This is a genomic window from Micromonospora sp. NPDC003197, assembly GCF_053590565.1.
On record NZ_JBSFTE010000002.1, the window covers coordinates 245,731 to 263,211 of the forward strand.

The 17,481-nt window shown below is 69.5% G+C and carries 16 protein-coding genes; 9 read left to right on the top strand and 7 right to left on the bottom strand.

Annotated features, from left to right (window positions below; all coding sequences use genetic code 11):
* Positions 1 to 3: 3 nt before the first annotated feature.
* Positions 4 to 501, bottom strand: coding sequence for a MarR family winged helix-turn-helix transcriptional regulator (locus ACWDV4_RS03365; RefSeq protein WP_449974497.1), 498 nt, complete (start codon positions 499 to 501; stop codon positions 4 to 6).
* Between the two features lie 139 nt (positions 502 to 640).
* Between ACWDV4_RS03365 and yczE the strand changes: the two genes are divergently transcribed.
* Genes yczE through ACWDV4_RS03380 form a run of 3 tightly spaced genes read left to right on the top strand, consistent with a single transcriptional unit; the run spans position 641 to position 2,880 of the window.
* Positions 641 to 1,222: a membrane protein YczE gene (yczE, locus tag ACWDV4_RS03370; RefSeq protein WP_449974679.1), complete on the top strand. Its 582-nt coding sequence runs from the start codon at positions 641 to 643 to the stop codon at positions 1,220 to 1,222.
* Entirely contained in the window at positions 1,219 to 1,794 is a 576-nt protein-coding gene (locus tag ACWDV4_RS03375) for an NADPH-dependent FMN reductase (RefSeq protein WP_449974499.1), read from the top strand. Before yczE ends, ACWDV4_RS03375 begins: the two co-directional genes overlap by 4 nt.
* A gap of 9 nt (positions 1,795 to 1,803) precedes the next feature.
* The gene (locus ACWDV4_RS03380) at positions 1,804 to 2,880 is read left to right on the top strand and encodes an adenosine deaminase (protein ID WP_449974501.1); all 1,077 of its coding nucleotides are present in this window, start codon (positions 1,804 to 1,806) and stop codon (positions 2,878 to 2,880) included.
* 57 nt (positions 2,881 to 2,937) lie between these two features.
* Here the strand turns inward: ACWDV4_RS03380 and ACWDV4_RS03385 are convergent, their stop codons facing one another.
* On the bottom strand, positions 2,938 to 3,546 hold the full coding sequence (locus ACWDV4_RS03385) for a uridine kinase family protein (RefSeq protein WP_449974503.1): 609 nt from the start codon (positions 3,544 to 3,546) through the stop codon (positions 2,938 to 2,940).
* 193 nt (positions 3,547 to 3,739) lie between these two features.
* Between ACWDV4_RS03385 and ACWDV4_RS03390 the strand changes: the two genes are divergently transcribed.
* The 4 genes from ACWDV4_RS03390 (at position 3,740) to ACWDV4_RS03405 (ending at position 8,653) form a co-directional block, all read left to right on the top strand.
* Positions 3,740 to 7,186 (top strand): nitrate- and nitrite sensing domain-containing protein, encoded by a 3,447-nt coding sequence (locus ACWDV4_RS03390; protein WP_449974505.1) that lies wholly within the window; start codon positions 3,740 to 3,742, stop codon positions 7,184 to 7,186.
* Positions 7,183 to 7,587, top strand: coding sequence for a roadblock/LC7 domain-containing protein (locus tag ACWDV4_RS03395; protein WP_449974507.1), 405 nt, complete (start codon positions 7,183 to 7,185; stop codon positions 7,585 to 7,587). The genes ACWDV4_RS03390 and ACWDV4_RS03395 overlap by 4 nt, the downstream gene beginning before the upstream one ends.
* Before the next feature lie 99 nt (positions 7,588 to 7,686).
* Positions 7,687 to 8,064, top strand: coding sequence for a DUF742 domain-containing protein (locus ACWDV4_RS03400; RefSeq protein ID WP_449974509.1), 378 nt, complete (start codon positions 7,687 to 7,689; stop codon positions 8,062 to 8,064).
* A gap of 1 nt (position 8,065) precedes the next feature.
* On the top strand, positions 8,066 to 8,653 hold the full coding sequence (locus tag ACWDV4_RS03405; protein WP_184535757.1) for a GTP-binding protein: 588 nt from the start codon (positions 8,066 to 8,068) through the stop codon (positions 8,651 to 8,653).
* A 72-nt stretch (positions 8,654 to 8,725) separates the two neighbouring features.
* Here ACWDV4_RS03405 and ACWDV4_RS03410 read toward each other — a convergent pair whose 3' ends face one another.
* Complete coding sequence (locus tag ACWDV4_RS03410) at positions 8,726 to 9,988, bottom strand: MFS transporter (RefSeq protein ID WP_449974512.1); 1,263 nt, start codon at positions 9,986 to 9,988, stop codon at positions 8,726 to 8,728.
* Positions 9,989 to 10,057: 69 nt separating this feature from the next.
* Between ACWDV4_RS03410 and ACWDV4_RS03415 the strand changes: the two genes are divergently transcribed.
* Complete coding sequence (locus ACWDV4_RS03415) at positions 10,058 to 10,636, top strand: MarR family winged helix-turn-helix transcriptional regulator (RefSeq protein ID WP_449974514.1); 579 nt, start codon at positions 10,058 to 10,060, stop codon at positions 10,634 to 10,636.
* Between the two features lie 43 nt (positions 10,637 to 10,679).
* On the opposite strand, the gene ACWDV4_RS03420 is transcribed toward ACWDV4_RS03415, so the two are convergent.
* Both ACWDV4_RS03420 and ACWDV4_RS03425 read right to left on the bottom strand, forming a co-directional pair.
* Positions 10,680 to 13,160, bottom strand: a complete 2,481-nt coding sequence (locus ACWDV4_RS03420; protein WP_449974681.1) for a transposase — start codon at positions 13,158 to 13,160, stop codon at positions 10,680 to 10,682.
* A 36-nt stretch (positions 13,161 to 13,196) separates the two neighbouring features.
* Positions 13,197 to 14,195 carry a DNA primase gene (locus ACWDV4_RS03425; RefSeq protein ID WP_449974516.1) on the bottom strand — a complete coding sequence of 333 codons (999 nt, stop codon included), beginning with the start codon at positions 14,193 to 14,195 and terminating at the stop codon, positions 13,197 to 13,199.
* A 135-nt stretch (positions 14,196 to 14,330) separates the two neighbouring features.
* Between ACWDV4_RS03425 and ACWDV4_RS03430 the strand changes: the two genes are divergently transcribed.
* Complete coding sequence (locus ACWDV4_RS03430; RefSeq protein WP_449974518.1) at positions 14,331 to 14,675, top strand: PadR family transcriptional regulator; 345 nt, start codon at positions 14,331 to 14,333, stop codon at positions 14,673 to 14,675.
* Between the two features lies 1 nt (position 14,676).
* Here ACWDV4_RS03430 and ACWDV4_RS03435 read toward each other — a convergent pair whose 3' ends face one another.
* Both ACWDV4_RS03435 and cydC read right to left on the bottom strand, forming a co-directional pair.
* Positions 14,677 to 15,348: a permease prefix domain 1-containing protein gene (locus ACWDV4_RS03435; RefSeq protein WP_449974520.1), complete on the bottom strand. Its 672-nt coding sequence runs from the start codon at positions 15,346 to 15,348 to the stop codon at positions 14,677 to 14,679.
* A gap of 172 nt (positions 15,349 to 15,520) precedes the next feature.
* Positions 15,521 to 17,323: a thiol reductant ABC exporter subunit CydC gene (cydC, locus tag ACWDV4_RS03440; protein ID WP_449974522.1), complete on the bottom strand. Its 1,803-nt coding sequence runs from the start codon at positions 17,321 to 17,323 to the stop codon at positions 15,521 to 15,523.
* Between the last annotated feature and the right edge of the window lie 158 nt (positions 17,324 to 17,481).

Below are 17,481 nucleotides of genomic sequence, written 5' to 3' on the forward strand. Positions count from 1 at the left end.
GGATCAGGCCCGATCCGGCTCTGGGCGACGGTCGTCGGTGTCGCCGAGGCTGGCCAGGTGGTCTACGACTCGTTTGCTGAGCGTGCCCAACGCCGTGACCTCCTCGGCGGTCAGTAGGTCGATGAGGTGTCGGCGGACTGATGCGACGTGCCCGGGGGCGGCGGTTTCGATGGCGTGTAGCCCGGCCTCGGTGAGGACGACGACGGAGCCCCGGGCGTCGGTCGCGCACTCTTCCCGGGTCACCAGCCCGCGCTGCTGCATCCGGGTGATGTGGTGGGACAGTCGGCTCTTGGACCAGAGCATCCGGGCGGCGAGTTCGGTCAGCCGTAACCGGTGGTCGGTGGTCTCCGAGAGGTCGGAGAGCACGTCGTAGTCCGCTTCGGACAGTCCCGACTCTCGGGCGAGGTCGCGGTTGAGTTGGAGGTCGAGCAGGCGGCGCATCCGGCGGTAGCCCCGCCAGGCCCGGGCCTCGGCATCGTCGAGCCAACGTGGTTCGTCCATGGCGCCAGCTTACCGGTTTAGTTGACACGTCACCGACCCAACGCTATTTTGATGACACGTCAACCAAAGGGGTGGCATCGTGAAACTCTTCCTTCGTCTGGTCAACCTGCATCTCGGGCTCGTGCTCTTCGGTGTGAGCATGGCGATGATGATCCGGGCCCAGTTGGGGCTGGCCTCCTGGGACGTCTTTCACCAGGGGCTCGCCGAGCGGACCGGGCTGCCTTTCGGATGGCTGGTCATCGGGGTCGGCGCAGTGGTGCTGCTGCTGTGGATCCCGTTACGCCAGCGCCCGGGCGTCGGCACGGTCAGCAACGTGATCGTGGTCGGCCTGACCGTGGACGTCGTCCTGCCCCTGCTGCCGCAGCCTGGGCACCTCGCCGTCCGGGTGGGCCTGCTGCTCGCCGGCATCCTGCTCAACGGGGTGGCGACCGGCCTCTACATCGGCGCACGGCTCGGGCCCGGCCCTCGCGACGGCCTGATGACCGGCCTGGCCGCGCGTGGCCACTCGATCCGGGTGATGCGTACCGCCATCGAGTTGACCGTCCTCGCGATCGGCTGGCTGCTCGGCGGCACCGTCGGGGTGGGGACCGTGCTGTACGCGGTCGCCATCGGCCCGTTGGCGCACTATCTCATTCCCTTGCTCACCGTGCCCGCCACGGAAGGGCGACCGCTCGCAAATTCCAACCCGAAGTCCTCATCCCTCGAAGGAGCACGACCATGACGTACCGCCTGACCGTCCTCGTTGCCAGCACCCGTCCCGGCCGGGTCGGCCGTCAGCTCGGCGACTGGTTCGCCGAGCGTGCCACCGAGCACAGCGGCTTCGAGGTGAACCTGGTCGACCTCGCCGAGATCGACCTGCCGTTCCACGACGAACCGCACCACCCGTCCGAGGGGCGCTACCTGCACCAGCACACCCGGGACTGGAGTGCCACCATCGACGCGGCGGACGCCTTCGTCTTCGTGATGCCGGAATACAACTACGGGTTCAGTGCGCCGTTGAAGAACGCGATCGACTACCTCTACAGCGAGTGGCAGTACAAGCCGGTGGGCTTCGTCAGCTACGGCATGACCTCGGGTGGCCTGCGCGCCGTACAGATGATCAAGCAGGTGGTCACCACGCTGAAGATGATGCCGCTCAACGAGGCCGTGACCATCTTCCTTCGGCAGGCGCTGGACGCCGACGGTCGGCTGGTGCGTACCGAGGCGCTGGACGCCGCCGCTGGTCAGATGCTCGACGAGCTGGGCCGACTCACCCCTGCCTTGGCTTCGGTACGGACGACGCAGGCCCACTAATCTCGGAGGATGGTCGGAATCAGTTACGAAGAAATTGTCCAGGCCCCGAAGGCGCTACTGCACGACCACCTCGACGGTGGGCTACGCCCGGCCACGATCATCGAGTTGGCCGAGGCGATCGGCCATCCGCTGCCCAGCACCGATCCGGCGGAACTCGGTCGGTGGTTCGTCGACGCGGCGAACTCGGGCTCTCTGGAGCGCTATCTGGAGACGTTCGCGCACACCGTCGCGGTGATGCAGACCGTGGACGGGTTGCGCCGGGTGGCTCGGGAGTGCGCCCTGGACCTCGCCACCGACGGTGTGGTCTACGCCGAGGTGCGGTTCGCCCCTGAGCAGCACCTGGAGCAGGGGTTGACCCTGGACGAGGTGGTGGACGCGGTGCAGGCCGGGTTCGCCGAGGGGACCGCTCAGGCCGCCGAGGCCGGGCGGATCATACGGATCGGCACCCTACTCACCGCCATGCGGCACGCCGCCCGCTCGCAGGAGATCGCCGAACTCGCCGTACGGCACCGGGACCGGGGCGTGGTGGGCTTCGACATCGCCGGAGCCGAGGCGGGCTTCCCGCCCACCCGGCACCTGGACGCCTTCGAATACCTCCAGCGGGAGAACTTCCACTTCACGATCCACGCTGGCGAGGCGTTCGGGGTGCCGTCGATCTGGCAGGCGATCCAGTGGTGTGGTGCCGACCGCCTCGGCCACGGCGTACGGATCGTCGACGACATTACCCCGGGTGACCGGCCGGTCCTCGGCCGGCTCTCCGCGTACGTCCGGGACAAGCGGATTCCGTTGGAGCTGTGCCCGTCGTCCAACGTGCAGACCGGTGCCGCCCCCTCGATCGCCGAGCACCCGATCGGGCTCCTCCGCGACCTGCGGTTCCGGGTCACCGTAAACACCGACAACCGGCTGATGAGCGGCACCTCGATGTCCCGGGAGATGGCGCTGTTGGTCGAGGCGTTCGGCTACGGCTGGGCCGAGTTGCAGTGGTTCACCATCAACGCGATGAAGAGCGCCTTCATCCCGTTCGATGAGCGTCTGGCGATCATCAACGAGGTGATCAAGCCGGGGTACGCCAAGCTGCTGCCCTGAGCCGCTGCGGCCCTGAGCTGCTGTTGCTGCCCTGAGCCGCTATCGCCCTGCGTGCCGCTACGGCACGGTGACGTGGGTGGTGGTTACCAGGTCGGCGACCCGCCGGACGACCTCGTTGCCGCCGGCGGGTCGGCAGCCCAGCCCGGTCTGCCGGCGCAACACCGCGGGCTCCGTGCGGAGCAGGGTGAGCCCCCGGCGGATCAGCAGGCTCGGGGCCTTGCGCCGCTCGGCCAGATCGCGGAACAGTCGCCGTAGGAAGGTGGTCCCGCGCGGCCGACGGAGGGCGTACGCGTCGGCCAATAGGCCGAGTCGGTGACATTCGGCGACGATTTCCGCGGCAAATATCCCTTCAGCGATAAAAATCGGCGATCCATTTAGCTCAAGCGTCCGGCTGCCCACCCGGCGATCGGCGCCAATCGCGTAAATCGGTACTTCGGCCCGACCATCCCGGAGAAGTCGGGCAATCGTCTCCACCGCCGCCACCGCATCCCAGGCCTGTGGCGAGTCCCAGTCCACCTCGCTGCCCGAACGCGGCAGCGTGGGGTCGTCACCCTCCTTGTAGAAATCATCGAGAGGCAGCACAGGAAGCCCGGTGCGGCGGGCTATGTAGGACTTTCCGGACCCGGAAGGGCCGGCGAGGAGGACGACTCCGAGGGGGCGTTCCATCACGTTAGGTGACTCCGGGCTCAGGAATTGCGTTCAAACCGCCCCAGCATCCCACTGTGCCCCAGGTGAGGTGCAACCTGGGCTTTCTCTTTGCCCTACGGCGTGATGGAATCTCGGAGGTCCGATCCACCTGGATCGGTAGCGCAGCGGTGCCCAAACAATACAAAAGGCGCCGAAACGGGAAGGCGGTGACGTGAGCAAACGGCCGAAGACGACAAAACGCTTCTTCGTAAGTCTCCGTCGGCCGTTCGGTCGACCCCGCGACATGCCGATCTGGTCGAAACTCGCTCTCATCATGATCGTACCGACCATCGCGACGGCGGTGGTCGGCATCAACGGCCTGATGGACCACTATCAGACCTACAGCGACGCCGACCGTGCTGGCACCTTGGCGCACCTGTCCCAGGCCTCGGGCGACCTGGTCAACCAACTGCAGGACGAACGTGCCGCCGCAGTGCTGTTGCTGGGCGCCACCGAACCGCAGGCGAAACAGCGGTACCGTACCGCGTTCGACAAGCTGCACCCCGACGTCGACCGGGCCAAGGTGCCCTACTCGCAGCGTCGGGGCGAGCTGGACGAACTTCCGGCCAACTTCAACGAGCTGCTCAACCGGATCGATCAGGGCCTCGGTGACCTGCCAGCCACCCGTAGCCAGATCACCAACGCCAAGGTGCTGCTCGTCGACGCCGTGCAGGCGTACGAGACCCTGATCGTCGACCTGCTCGACATGCGTGACTCGGCGGCACAGCTCGCCGCCAACCCGGCGCTGGGTGACCGGATGCGGTCCGCGGCCGCCATCGCGCGGTCGAAGGAATTCCTGTCGATGCGGCGCGTCGTCGTACACCGCGCGATCATCCACGGTGCGTTGAGCCCTTCGCTACGGACCGAGTTCATCGGTACCGAACAGGGCCAGCAACAGGCGTTGCAGAACTTCAAGTCGGTGGCTAGCGGCGTAGAAACCCAGCTGTACGACCAGACCGTGTCCGGCTCCGACCAACGGGAGGCCGAGACCTACAGCGGCTGGGTACGCAGCAAACCCACCGAGACGATGAAGTTCGCCCCGTTCAGCGCCGACGAGTGGGACGCGGCGATGGTGCGCAACGCCAAGCTGATCCGGACGGTGGAGGCGAAGCTCGACGCGGATCTGGTCGCCGAAGCCAGCCAGGTGCGCAGCGACGTACAGCGGCAGGTCCTCATCGAGACCGGCGTGTTGATCGGCATGCTGATCCTGGGGATCGTGCTGGCGCTGATGCTTGCCCGCTCCATGGCCCGCTCGCTGCGTGAACTCAAGCACGGCGCTTTGTCGATCGCCGAGCACGGCCTGCCGCACGCGGTCGCCCGGCTGCGTGATCCGCAGCTGTCGGCGCAGCTCTCCCCGGTCCAGTTGGCCAACCAGATCGCCGAGCCGTTGCCGGTCCGTGGCAAGGACGAGTTCGGCCAGGTCACCGAAGCCTTCAACGCGGTCCACCTGGAGGCGGTACGGACCGCGGCCGAGCAGGCCGCGCTGCGCTCCTCCGTGTCGACGATGTTCGTCAACCTGGCCCGCCGATCGCAGATCCTGGTAGACCGGTTGATCGGCCACCTCGACCGGCTCGAACGCGGTGAGGAGGATCCGGACCGGCTGGCCGAGCTGTTCCAACTCGACCACCTGGCCACCCGGATGCGCCGTAACGACGAGAACCTCCTGGTGCTCGCTGGTGCCGACTCGACCCGCGTGCAGCGTCAGCCGGCCGCGCTGATCGACGTGCTGCGAGCCGCCCAATCCGAGGTCGAGCACTACACCCGGATCGAGTTCGGGATGGTCGACCGGGACATCGAGGTGGCGGCGCACGCCGTCAACGACCTGGTTCACCTCGTCGCCGAACTCTTCGACAACGCCACCGCCTTCTCCCCACCGGACTCGCACGTGATGGTCGAGGCCCGCCGGGTCGGTGACCGTGCCTCGCTCTACGTCGAGGACCGAGGCATCGGTATGTCGGCCGATCAGCTCGCGGAACTCAACGAGCGGCTGGCCACTCCACCGATGGTGGACGTCGCAGTCTCCCGGATGATGGGTCTGGTCGTGGTCGCCCGGCTGGCCGATCGGCATGGTGTCCATGTCGAACTGCGACCGGGGACCGACCGAGGAACTGTGGCTGATGTCACACTTCCTACCTCTGTGCTCGTGCCCCGGGCGCTCTCCGGCCGAGTGCAGCACCCGGGTGCGTTCCCGGCCCTGCCGGAGACCCAACCGGCAGCCAGTCCCGCCCCGCTGGCATTGGAGAGCGGACAGTTCGGGGCGGCACCGCAGGCGGGGGAGCGCGGTCCCGTACCGGGGGCACCAGACCAGTGGCAGGGAACCCCAGCGGGCTCTGACTCCCGTCCGTTCGAGCGCACCTCGCCGGCCGGGCCGACGTCGACCGAGCGGCCCGCGCCGACGCGACCGATGCCCGCCTGGTCCGACCTGACCGGCGTCAAGCTGAGCCGCGAGGGGGCTGCGGCCTTCGTTCCGAAGCCGGCCGCCGGCCGCGAGAACGAACCGCTGCCCCAGCGTCGGGCCAGCGCCGACGGCGATGCGACCGGCACCATCCCGCGCCAGATCCCGGTCAGCCCAGAGGCTCAGCCGGCCGGAGCCTTCCGGACCGAACCGACGTCCGCTCCGATCCCCGGGCCGCCGGTGGTCTCTGCTCCGCCGGTCGTCTCTAGTCCGCCGGTTACCTCTGCCCCGCCGGTGACCTCCGGTCCACCGTGGTCGGCCGCTCCGTCAGGCACTGCGTACGTCGGGGCGCCACCCGCGTGGCCCCCGGTGGCGGTGCCCGAACCCGAGGTGGTCCCGGCAGCGGCGTCGGAGCGGGACGCGGCTGCGCCGGTCGTACCGGAACGGTTGGCCGCCGCGCTCGACTTGACCGCCGAAATGCCCAGGGTGCCGCGTAACCCCACGGAAACCCCGGTTTCGGGCCAACCGGCCGTCCCGGCGAACGAGCCTCGGTATGTCGATGAGACCATGGAGTTGCCGATCTTCCGGGAGTTGGAATCAGCCTGGTTCCGGACCCGGCGACCGGCACCGGAGGAACCGGGGGGCAGCACGCCACCAGGTTTCGCCGCCGTGCGGGCGGCCACCACGCCGACCACGCGGTTCGCCATGGCTGACGCCACCCGAAGCGGGGGGCAGGACACCTCGACAGGGGCGACAGGCAATGCGGCGACGGCAGACACCCCGACATCCACGGGGCAACGCCGCGGTTCGGAGGCGACGGTGATCCACCAGGGAACCCCAGGAGGTCGTGGCGATGCCTCCGTACCTCGATGGGGCGATACGCCGAGCGGCGGATGGCAGACGGCGGCCGACGACGGCTGGCGCGCGGCCACTGCGGCGACCGACGTTTCAGTCACCGAGACCACCCAAACGGGGCTACCCAAGCGGGTGCCGATGGCGCAACTGGTGCCCGGCGGGGTGGAAAAGCCAGCGGCCTCCGTGCAGCGGCGCAGTCCCGAAGCGGTACGCGGCCTGCTGGCGGCCTACCACCGAGGGGTACAGCGTGGTCGTACCCGCCCCACGGATGACCATTCGACCAACCCGGAGGCAACTCCGGGCGGGCAGTCCTCGCAGTCTGGCTCCGGCTTCACGGTCCGGAGTAGGCAGAAGGAGCATGAAGGATGACATCTACGCAGGATCTTGGTTGGTTGCTTGCCAACTTCGCTGACCGTGTGCCCGGGGTCGCTCACGCGATCGCGGTATCCGCGGACGGACTGCTCCTCGCGTCGTCACGAGACCTTCCACGCGACCGGGCAGACCAGCTCGCCGCGATCGCGTCCGGCTTGGTCAGCCTCACCCAGGGCGCGGCGCGCTGTTTCGAGGGTGGGGCGGTGTTGCAGACTGTGGTCGAGATGGACAATGGTTTCCTGTTCCTCATGTCCATCTCGGACGGGTCTTCGTTTGCCGTGCTCGCGGCTCGCAATTCGGACGTGGGTCAGGTTGGATATGAGATGGCGTTGCTCGTCGACCGAGTGGGTGACGCGCTGACCCCGGCACCGCGTGCCGCGATGGGGATGCTCGGCTGACTGCACTCGGTTCGTCGACCGATGGTCAACGGACGACAACGAAGAAGACGGGTTTCGACGGATTGAGCTGTGTGGCAGGTACGAAGGAGGTGAGCCGCGATGGTCGACCACGATGAGCCAACTGGTGCCTTGGTCCGGCCGTACGCGGTCACCCGAGGTCGTACCCGCCCCCGGCTCGACATCGCCCTGGAAGCGCTCGTCGAGACCACGGCCCGGGGACGTAGCGCCGGGAACGGTCATGGCGGGCAGGGCCGGGAGCACCAATACATCGCCGCGCTGTGTGACGGACGGTTACAGTCGCTCGCCGAAATCGCTGCGCGGATGCAACTGCCGCTCGGAGTGGCCCGGGTCATCATCGCCGACATGGCCACCGACGGCCTGGTCGCGGTGTACGAACCGACATCCCTGGAAGACTCGAACGACGCGGTGGGCACTGAACTGCTGGAGAGGGTGCTGAGTGGACTTCGCAGGCTCTGACATGTCGCAGCGTCCGACGGTCGGGCGCGTCACATCGGCGAAGATCGTCATCGCCGGTGGGTTCGGCGTTGGCAAGACGACGCTGGTCGGCTCGGTTTCGGAGATTACGCCGTTGACTACCGAGGCGATCATGACGTCGGCCGGGGCGGACGTTGACGACACGAGACAGGTGCCGGGTAAATCGACCACCACGGTGGCCATGGACTTCGGCCGGATATCGATCGACCGTGATCTGATCCTCTACCTGTTCGGCACACCTGGCCAGACCCGGTTCTGGTTCATGTGGGACGAGCTGGTTCGTGGGGCGATCGGTGCCGTCGTTCTGGTCGACACCCGTCGGCTGGCCGACTGCTTCGCGGCGATCGACTTCTTCGAGCACCGACGGTTGCCGTATCTCGTGGCGATCAACTGCTTCGACGGGATGCAGTACCACGACCCGCAGGATGTGCGGGACGCGCTCGCCATCTCCAGCGAGATTCCGGTCGTCGCGTGTGATGCGCGGAACCGGGAGTCGACCAAGCACGTGCTGATTTCGCTGGTGGAGTACGTGCTCACCATGCGACGGTCGCGTGCCGTCGCGCCGGCCTGACGATCGATCACTGACCGCCCGACGGGGCTACCCCGTCGGGCGGTTCGGCTGTCGCCGAGGAAGCTCATCCGGTCAACGGGGTACGCGTGCGTCCTCGACCGGCTCGCCATCGTCGATGGTGGCCTGAGCCGGTGCCCGGTCCTCGACCGGTCTGGTGAGCCGACGAACCCCCGGGACGGCCGCTGTCCCCAGACAGGCAGCGGCGACGACGACGGCCGCCACGATCAGCGGTACCTCTGTCGACCAGGCCGAGGCCGCCAACGGAGCGAGGGCGTAGCCGACTGGCGTGGCGGCGAGGGAGACCAGCCAGTCGTACGAGGTGACTCGGGCGAGCACGTGTGGGGGAATCTCCCGCTGGACCACCGTGTGCCACACCGGATTGAGGAAGCCGAGCGCCGCCATTGCGATGCCGTAGGCGGTGATGACGGCCGGCGCCGGGGCACCCGCTGCGAGCAGGGCCAGCGGGAGAGCGTAGGTCGCCAGGCCGAGGTTGGCGACGAGGACGGGACGCTTGGGACGGGCCCGTCCGGCCAGCAGCGAGCCGCCCAACAGCCCGATCGCGCCGGCCTGCAGGATCAGTACCCACATCTGCTCGCCACCAAGTTTGTTGATCGCGACGGCGGGGCCGAGGGTGAGCAGTACTGCCGCGACACCGTTCCAGGCGGCGTGCGCGAGCAGACTCGTCCAGTACCAGTCCCGGGACCGGACCTCGGCCCAGCCTTCGAGCAGGTCGGCCCGGAGTGACCGGCGTTCGATCGGCGTACGCCCTATCCGGATGAGTGACAGTAGGGCGGCGCTGGCAGCGAACGACGCGGCGTCGAGAACGAAGGCCCAGCCGGGGCCAGCTGCCCAGATCAGTGCACCGGCCAGCGCCGGCCCGGCCAGTTGGGTGCCGCTGGACGCGGCCGCCAACGCCGAGTTGGCCTGCTGTCGCCCGGGACCGGCCACCAGTCCGGCGACCAGGGGCGATCTGGTCGGCATGGCGAAGGCCGAGGCGCAGCCGGTGACTGCGGAAGCGACGGCGATGGGCATCAGCGCCGGATCACCGCTGAGGAGTTCCACGCCCACCAGGAGTTGAGCCGCGCAGCGTACGAGGTCGGTGACGAGGGCGATCCGGCGGGCGTCGAATCGGTCGGCCACTACCCCGCCCAGCGGTAGGAGTAGCAGCTTGGGCACGGTTGCACAGGCGAGGACGAGGGCTAGCGCCGAGGTCGAGCCGGTTGCCCGCAGCACGGCGAGCGCCAACGCAGCGGGGATTACGGCGTCGCCGAGGGAGGACAGCGTACGGCCGAGGAAGAGTAGCCGGAACGCCCGGAGCCGGAGCGGATGCGTCATGCCCCGAAATTTACTTCGACAACGAATTGTTTGACAACGAATAATTAGCTGTCAACGTAGACTCGCGGCGTGGAGGAGCCTCGCGACTGGACCGACGGACACGTCGAACGCTGGTTGCCGGTCCTGCCGGACATCGATCCCGATGTCGAGGGCGCGGTGACGCGGGTGAAGATGCTGTCCAAGTATCTGCGCCAGGTGCGCGAGAAGTCCCTTGTCGACTACGACCTGCAACGGCACGAGTTCGACACCCTGCACGCGTTGATGGGGCGGCACGGCCGGGCCGCACCATCGGAACTCGCGGACGACCTCGGCATGCCGGCCCCTTCGGTCACCGCCCGCCTTGATGCCCTGGAGCGTCGAGGCTTCATTCGCCGGACACCGTCAACCGTCGACCGCCGCCGCGTCGACATCGAGGTCACCAAAGCCGGTCGGTCCACCTGGTTGGGCGCGATGGACGTCCTGGGGAACGAGGAATACCGCCTCCTCGGCGTGCTCGACGCCACCCAGCGCAAGGTCCTGTCCGACCTGCTGCGCCGCATCATGCTTGTCGCCGAGAACCGTACCGGCGACGCCGGCGGGCCGGACGACGGAAGCGGGAGGGGGCATCGGGACTCGGGCCCAATGCCAGGTGGTACCGCGCGCTCGTAGGTGCCGGGGGTGACCGATCCCTACGAGCCGCTTCGCTCTTGCCTCAGGAGCGGTAGCCCGCCGAGCGGTATTCGTACTCCTGGCTTTCGTCCCGGTCGCCATGGTCGCGGCTGAAGTCCCAGCCGGCGGCCGACTCCCGGCCGGGGCGGCCACCGACCGCGAAGCCGCCGATCTCCTGGCCCCTGCGCCAGCCCTGGAAGTAGCCGGTGGTGCTTTCGGCGATGGCCGCCGCATCCCGGACGATTCGCAGCGGACGTTCCTCGCGCAGCGGTGAACCGGGCACCAGGTTGGCCTGCGGCACCCGCTTGGGCAGACCGGCGCGGGTCTCGGCCCCGACCGCCGGATGTGCTGCCTGCTCGGCCGCTCGCCAGCCGCTGTCGTCCATGTCGGACCAAGCCGCCTCGGACTCCTCCGGCTGATCGGTAAACCAGGCCGAGCTGACCGCCGCGAAGATCAGCAGGTCGCCATCTCCCTCGTCGGTGACCGGGGGAGCGCTGTGCTCTCGTACCGTCGGCTCCGTGCGGACCGGATGGTCCGGGTTTCGGCTGGTGTTTTGCGGTTCGACAGCCCGCAACGGCGGCTCGTCCATCATCGGCGGGGCCGGCGTGTGCGAGCGGTCCTCCCGGGGGGCTCGCTGCGGTAGCGGTGCCCGTTCGACCGGCGGTTCGACGAGCCGTAGTGCCGGAGGTTCCTGCGGCAGGTCGTCGGCGAGCCACGGGGGCTTGATCCGGATCTCGCCGGTCCCCGGATCGGTCGGTGCGTCCAGGTTGCCCGGGGCCCGGTCGCCGGACGAATACGGCGCGGCCGATCCGGGGGCGTCGTCCTGCTTGTCAGTGGGATCGACCAGGGGCCAGTTCGCCCGGGACCCGGGCGGCGCCGGTTCTGGCTCTGGCTCCGGCCGGGCAGCCGGTACCGGCAGGGTGAGGTCAGTCGGGCTGAAGCCGTCCGTTGAGGACTTCGAGCTGAAGCCGTCCTGCGGGGACTGAGGCTGACTGCGGGGCGGCCGGGGTGGGATCGGGGTCAAGCGCTGACGTTGTTCGGCCCGAGCGCTGTTGATCGCGGCCGTGGTGAGGGTGGCTCGGAACGGCTCGCCCGCCTCGGCCGGGGAACTCTTGCTTCGGGGCGCGGCCGGCATCGGCATCATGCCTGGCGGCGGCGGTGGCGGAGCGGAGACAGGCCGGTTCGCCGGCTGGTCGGCCTGGGCGGCTGCCGGGATGGGGCCATCCTCCGGCATACGCGTCAACGGCGGCCCGGAGATCGGCTGGCCGGGTATGGGCAGGGCCGCAGCCGGGGCGAGTGGCGTGACCGGCGGCGGAGCCGTCGGCGGTGGAGTGAGCGGCACGGGTGCCACCGGCGGAGGCGTGATCGGCTGTGGAGCGACCGGTAGCCGGGTGTCGTCCAGGTGGTCCGGTCGGCTACGGCGTCCGCCGGTGGGCCGCGCCTCCCGCTTCGGCAGCTGACTGGTGGGCGCGTCTATGCCGGACGACATGGCGACGGGTGATGGTGGGGCCGACTGCTCCGCCGGATCGTCGGAGATGGCGGCCCGCCGCCCCCGGGGTAGCGGGGCCGCCGGTGGCGCGGATACCCGGGACAGGGAGGCCGCTGGTGGCGTGGTTACCCGGGCGGCCAGGCTCGCCACGAGCGCGTCGCAGCCCGCGTCGCAGGCGCGAACCGCCGCGACAGCCTGCCGTACGGTCTCGGCGACGGCGGAGGCGAGTGCCTTGTTCGGCATGCTCCGCTGGGAAGTTTCGGCGATGGCGATCCGCAGCGCGGTGACCGCCTCGGTGATGGCATCGGGGTCGGCGACACCATCGGCGGTGAGATGTGCGGCGATCGCATCGGCGGCCACGGTCGTGTCCCGGCCCCGCGGACCGGCACCGGTCAGCATCCCAGGCTCGGGCAGCGCGTCCAGTACGGCGAGTGGCACCGTCTCGGCCGGGTCGGGATAGGCGCGCAGGGCAGCGGGATAAAGCTCGCGGAGCACCTCGCGTAGGGCGACGGCTGCGGCGTGCCGGCCGCTGGCCAGCGCGGCGTGGGCCGCCAGTACGGGCTTGTAGCCGGCCAGGTCACGGGGGGCCGGCAGGGCCGCTGCGGAAAGCGCCCCGGCCTGGAGTGCTCGGGCCAGCCCCACGGCGCGCCGCTGGACCGGGGGAGCCTGCATCTCCTCCAACGACTCGTCGTCGGCGAACCGCTCGGCGAAGTCGTCGACCGAGTCGTCGTCGGCGATGGCCAGCGGCCGTCCACCCGCGCTCAGTAGCGAGGTGACCAGGTGGTCGTCGCTGTCGGCGGCGATCGCCGCGCCGCTCGGGCCGCCCGAACGCTCGACGAGTAACGCACCCAGCCGGGCGTAGCCGGCCGGATCGTCACTGATCTCGCAGACATGCAGCAGCCGGCCTGCGTCGTCGACCACAGCGGACGTCAGCGTCGACGCAGCCGAAGCCGGTCGGGCGGCCGAATCCGCCGAGGCCAAACCGCAGTACACCCGCACGAGCGCCACAGCGTCGTCCTCCTCCCCGGGACCCAGGTCGTGTGTTTCCTGACTGATGCTCCCTGGTGAGGGTCAGTCGCGCCAGTCCACGGCAGCAGAGATCTTGCCGATGATCGTGCGCCACCCCAGACTCGCCGTCTGCGCTCCGATCTTCTTCAACCGGCGACGGCCGAAGAAGCCGCCGAGACCGCCGTTGGCCGTCGATCGCAGCGCCTCATCCAGGTCGTCCAGGCTGGAACCAGACGAGAGCATGTCCAGAACGGACGGCAATCGTAGCCCGTACGCAAGATCGCGAGCCACCTCGCCGGCCTCGATGATCAACGTGGGGTCCCAGACGTCATGGCCGCCGCGCAGGTTCTCCACCACGAGGTCGAGTTCGTAGGAGTCCTCGTCCAGCGGGGCGATGTGCGCCGGTTCCAGGCGTTCGACCAGCTCGTCCCAGGTGTCCAATTGGGCCAGATCGTTCGGTGCCCCGGACCGTACGAAGCTGACCAGCCCTTCGGCGCTCTTGAAGATCAGCAGTTTGCCGCGGTGACTGAGGAATACCGGAACTTCCTCGGGTTCGGGTTCGGCTTCGGCCTCCTCCTCGGCTTCGGCCTCGTCCTCGTCGAGCTCCGCCTCGGTCTCGTCCCGGTCGGTCTCGTCGCTGTCGGTCTCGTCCTTGTCGGTGCGGCGGCGGCGTCGAGCCGTACGGGCCTCCTCCGCCTCTTCCTCCAGCGCGGCGGCGAACTCCTCGTCGAGGATCACCACCTCCTCGTCGTCCTCCAGCACGGCGGCCCGGGCCAGGAACGGATCGTCCTGGTCGCGGTCGCTGGTGTCGGTCGGGGTCAGCTCGTTGGAGAGCCGGTAGGCCCGGAGGGTGAAACCGGCACCGGCCGGCAGGGCGATCTCCACCGGATCGATGCGAACCTGGTCCCACAGCGATCGATCGACCTCGACTGCCTCTGCGGTGTCGATGTCGTCGGTCTCGTCGGGGTCGGCCGGTCCGGTGGTCTCGTCGAGCTTCGTCTCGGGCTCGTCGGCATCGGGTCGCTGGGACGACTGGCGGGCCACGCTGACCTCCGTGTGCAATCAGGTTCGCGGCCTGGACCCGGGAGGGTGCCGCCGCATGGGTGACTCTGCGCACATACCCTAGTCGGCTACCCGGAGAGTCCGATGCCCGCACCCCGTTGGAGATCTGGTCAACTATTAGTAGCCTCTCTACTTATGAAGGCACAGGCGCTGCATGGTCACCTCGACGCACTCCTGCTCGCGGTGCTGGAAGGCGGTGCCCAGCACGGCTACGCGATCATCGAAGCGCTCAAGGAACGCAGTGGCGGCACCCTCGCCCTGCCCACCGGCACCATCTATCCCGCCCTGCGACGGCTGGAACGAGCCGGCTATGTGGAGAGCAGCTGGAGCACGGTCAACGGGCGGGAACGGCGCACCTATCAGCTCACCGATGCCGGTCATCGTGCCCTCAGCAGCGAGCGGAGCAGCTGGCAGGAATTCAGCTCCACGGTGGGCCGGTTCCTCGGTGCCACCACCCCGCCGCCCGCGACCCCCGCGTAGGTCAGCGGGTAGCGGCCAGACAGGGGCGGGCCGTGGCGGCCAGCCAGGCGTAGGCGGCGAACATCACAGTCCCACCGACAAGCATCGGCGGCCAGCTGATGGCGCTGTCCCAAAGGTTGAGAGACCACGCGTACACCGTTGCGCCGAGGAGACAACCCACCCCGAGCGCCCCAGCCAGGATGCGACCCAGCGCCCGGATCAGCCGTATCGGGGCAGGACGTCCCTGCCGGGCCGACCAGGTCAGCCACAGGTAACTGGCGATCGACAGTAGTCCGGCGGCGACCCACACCCAGTTCAGCGCGGTGGAGAACAGCAGATAGCCGGTGGTGGGCCGGGGATCCGACCAGGGGGCGCCCTGCCACATCAGGTCTGCCGAGGACGCGAGCAGCAGCCACACCGCGAAGATCCGAAGAGCCAGGGTACGCACCATGGTCGCGCTCAACTCTGCCTGGTACTCGGCCGCCAGGGCCGGTACGGCACCGAACTCGGCCACCGCCAGCCGCTCGGCTTCTGTCTCCGGCAGGCCGTCGACCCGATAACCCTCGGCCGCATCGAGCAGGCTGTGCCGCGCCTCGGTCAACAGGTCACGCTTGAGCCGTACCGGGCCGTGTAGGGCACGGTCCAGGCGCTGGACGTACGCGTCGATCACCGGAGCGGCCGTGGAACCGGACATGCGCATCAGACTGCCACGCCGAACCGTCCACTGGATCTCCGGAACTACCCGGTGTCGACCCTGAGTTCAGCCCGGAGCCGCCCCTGATCGGGGCTCAGGGAGGTCGACCTTCAGCGGGGACCAGGGAGATCGACCTTCAGCGGGGACCAGGGAGATCGACCTTCAGCGGGGCTCAGGGAGTGAGCGCCAGATATCCCCGCTCAGCGGCCTCCTGGAGCAACCACTGGTCCCGGTACCAGCCCGGGGTGCCGATCAGCTCGTCGTGCCGACCCCGCTGCACGATTCGTCCGGCATCCAGTACGACCACCTCGTCGTACCGGTCCAGACCGGTGAGTCGATGGGTGACCAGAACCACCGACTGCTCGGGCCGGGTGGCGGCGGTGGCCGAGGCGAGCACCTGGTCGGCCGCCGCCGGATCCAGCCCCTCGGTCGGTTCGTCCAGCACCAGCACGGCCGGGGCGGCGAGCAGGGCCCGGGCCAGGGCGAGTCGTTGCCGCTGGCCGCCGGAGAGCTGGCCACCCTCCTCGCCCACGATGGTGTCCCAACCGGCTGGCTGCTGTCGTACCCAGTCCAGTAGGCCGGCGGCTGCGGCGGCGTCGGTCAGCTCATCCTCGGTGGCGTCGGCGTGGCCGAGCAGCAGGTTCTCCCGTACCGACGCGTGGAAGACGTGCGCCTCGGCGAGCAGCCCGCTGACGGCCCGATGCAACCGGTCCGCCGGGTACGCGGACAGTTCGGTGCCGTCCAGGGTGACCCGACCGCCGTCCGGCACCACCGTGCCGATGAGTACGCCCAGCAGGGTGCTCTTGCCCGCGCCGCTCGGCCCGACGATGGCCAGCCGCCGGCCCGCCGGCAGGTCGAGGGTCACCCGGTCGAGGGCAGGAGGCGCACCCTCCCGATACTGGACAGTGACCTCGTCGAGGTGGCAGTCGACCGAGCTGACAGTGGGCACCGGTTGCTCCGGACCGCCCGGCTCGGCGGGAAGCAGGTCAGCCACCGGCTCGGTGGGGAGCAGATCGGATCCGGGCTCGGCGGGGAGCAGGCTGGCGACCCGGCGCAGGCCGGCCCGGAGTTGGGCCCACTGCCGGGCGGAGCCGACCAGGGCCAGCGTGGCCTCCACAGCGGTGAGCGTGGCGACGCCCAGCACCCCGACGAGCACACCGTCGACGCCGGCGGCCAGGGCCGCGCTGATGACCGCCGCACTGGTGGCCCCGGCGAGCAGCACCCCGGCCCCGTCCACCGCCCAACCAGCCGAAGTCAAGCGCCGCTCCAGCCGGGCCAGTTCGCGGGCCCGGGCGTCGGCCTGCGCCAGCGCTGTCCGGGTGGCGCCGAAGGCGGCCAGGTCGGCCGCGCCGTGGGTCAGGTCGACAGCGTCGGTGGCGAGCGCGCCGCGCAGCGGAGCGACCCGGTCGGCCGTACGCCGGGTCAGCGCGGTTGCCGCCGCCGGTAGGACGAGACCGGCGACCAGTAGCCCGGCGGCGAGCGCCAGCGCGGCGGCAGGGGAGACGATGGCCGTACCGGCGATGGCGAGCACGCCCACGACGGCGGCTGCCGCACCCGGCACCAGAACCCGCAGCAACAGGTCCTGGACCGCCTCCACGTCGGAGACCAGCCGACTGAGCGTGTCACCGGTGCGCTGCGGCACCCCCGTACGGCGGGCGGCGAGGGTGGCGAAGACCCGGGCGCGTACGTCGGTGATGATCCGCAGGGTGGCGTCGTGCCCGGCGAGCCGCTCGGTGTAGCGCAGTACGCCCCGGCTGATGGCCAGGGCCCGGACGGCGACGATCGCCACGGTGAGTACGTCCAGCTCGGGTCGACCGGCGGCGGTGATCAGCAGCCAGGTCGCGGTCGCCATCAGGGCGAGTCCGGCCAGTTCGGTGCTGGCGGCGAGCAGCCCTGCCCCGATCAGCCGGCTCAGGTAGGGCCGGGCCAGCCGCAGCACCTTCCGCTCCGGCTCCAACCTGATTCGCTCGCTCATGCCCCCACCTCACTGCGTTCGGCGGTGGCATGAGTTTTCCGGAGCTGGCTGATTCGCTCGCTGCGCTCGCTCATGCCCCCACCTCACTGCGTTCGGCGGTGGCATGAGTTTTCCGGAGCTGGCTGATTCGCTCGCTGCGCTCGCTCATGCCCCCACCT

Bases quoted from the DNA above. Each gene is read 5' to 3' on its own strand.
- ACWDV4_RS03365 (WP_449974497.1), bottom strand. From the start codon at position 501: ATGGACGAACCACGTTGGCTCGACGATGCCGAGGCCCGGGCCTGGCGG.
- yczE (WP_449974679.1), top strand. From the start codon at position 641: ATGGCGATGATGATCCGGGCCCAGTTGGGGCTGGCCTCCTGGGACGTC.
- ACWDV4_RS03375 (WP_449974499.1), top strand. From the start codon at position 1,219: ATGACGTACCGCCTGACCGTCCTCGTTGCCAGCACCCGTCCCGGCCGG.
- ACWDV4_RS03380 (WP_449974501.1), top strand. From the start codon at position 1,804: ATGGTCGGAATCAGTTACGAAGAAATTGTCCAGGCCCCGAAGGCGCTA.
- ACWDV4_RS03385 (WP_449974503.1), bottom strand. From the start codon at position 3,546: ATGGAACGCCCCCTCGGAGTCGTCCTCCTCGCCGGCCCTTCCGGGTCC.
- ACWDV4_RS03395 (WP_449974507.1), top strand. From the start codon at position 7,183: ATGACATCTACGCAGGATCTTGGTTGGTTGCTTGCCAACTTCGCTGAC.
- ACWDV4_RS03400 (WP_449974509.1), top strand. From the start codon at position 7,687: ATGGTCGACCACGATGAGCCAACTGGTGCCTTGGTCCGGCCGTACGCG.
- ACWDV4_RS03405 (WP_184535757.1), top strand. From the start codon at position 8,066: ATGTCGCAGCGTCCGACGGTCGGGCGCGTCACATCGGCGAAGATCGTC.
- ACWDV4_RS03410 (WP_449974512.1), bottom strand. From the start codon at position 9,988: ATGACGCATCCGCTCCGGCTCCGGGCGTTCCGGCTACTCTTCCTCGGC.
- ACWDV4_RS03430 (WP_449974518.1), top strand. From the start codon at position 14,331: ATGAAGGCACAGGCGCTGCATGGTCACCTCGACGCACTCCTGCTCGCG.
- ACWDV4_RS03435 (WP_449974520.1), bottom strand. From the start codon at position 15,348: ATGTCCGGTTCCACGGCCGCTCCGGTGATCGACGCGTACGTCCAGCGC.
- cydC (WP_449974522.1), bottom strand. From the start codon at position 17,323: ATGAGCGAGCGAATCAGGTTGGAGCCGGAGCGGAAGGTGCTGCGGCTG.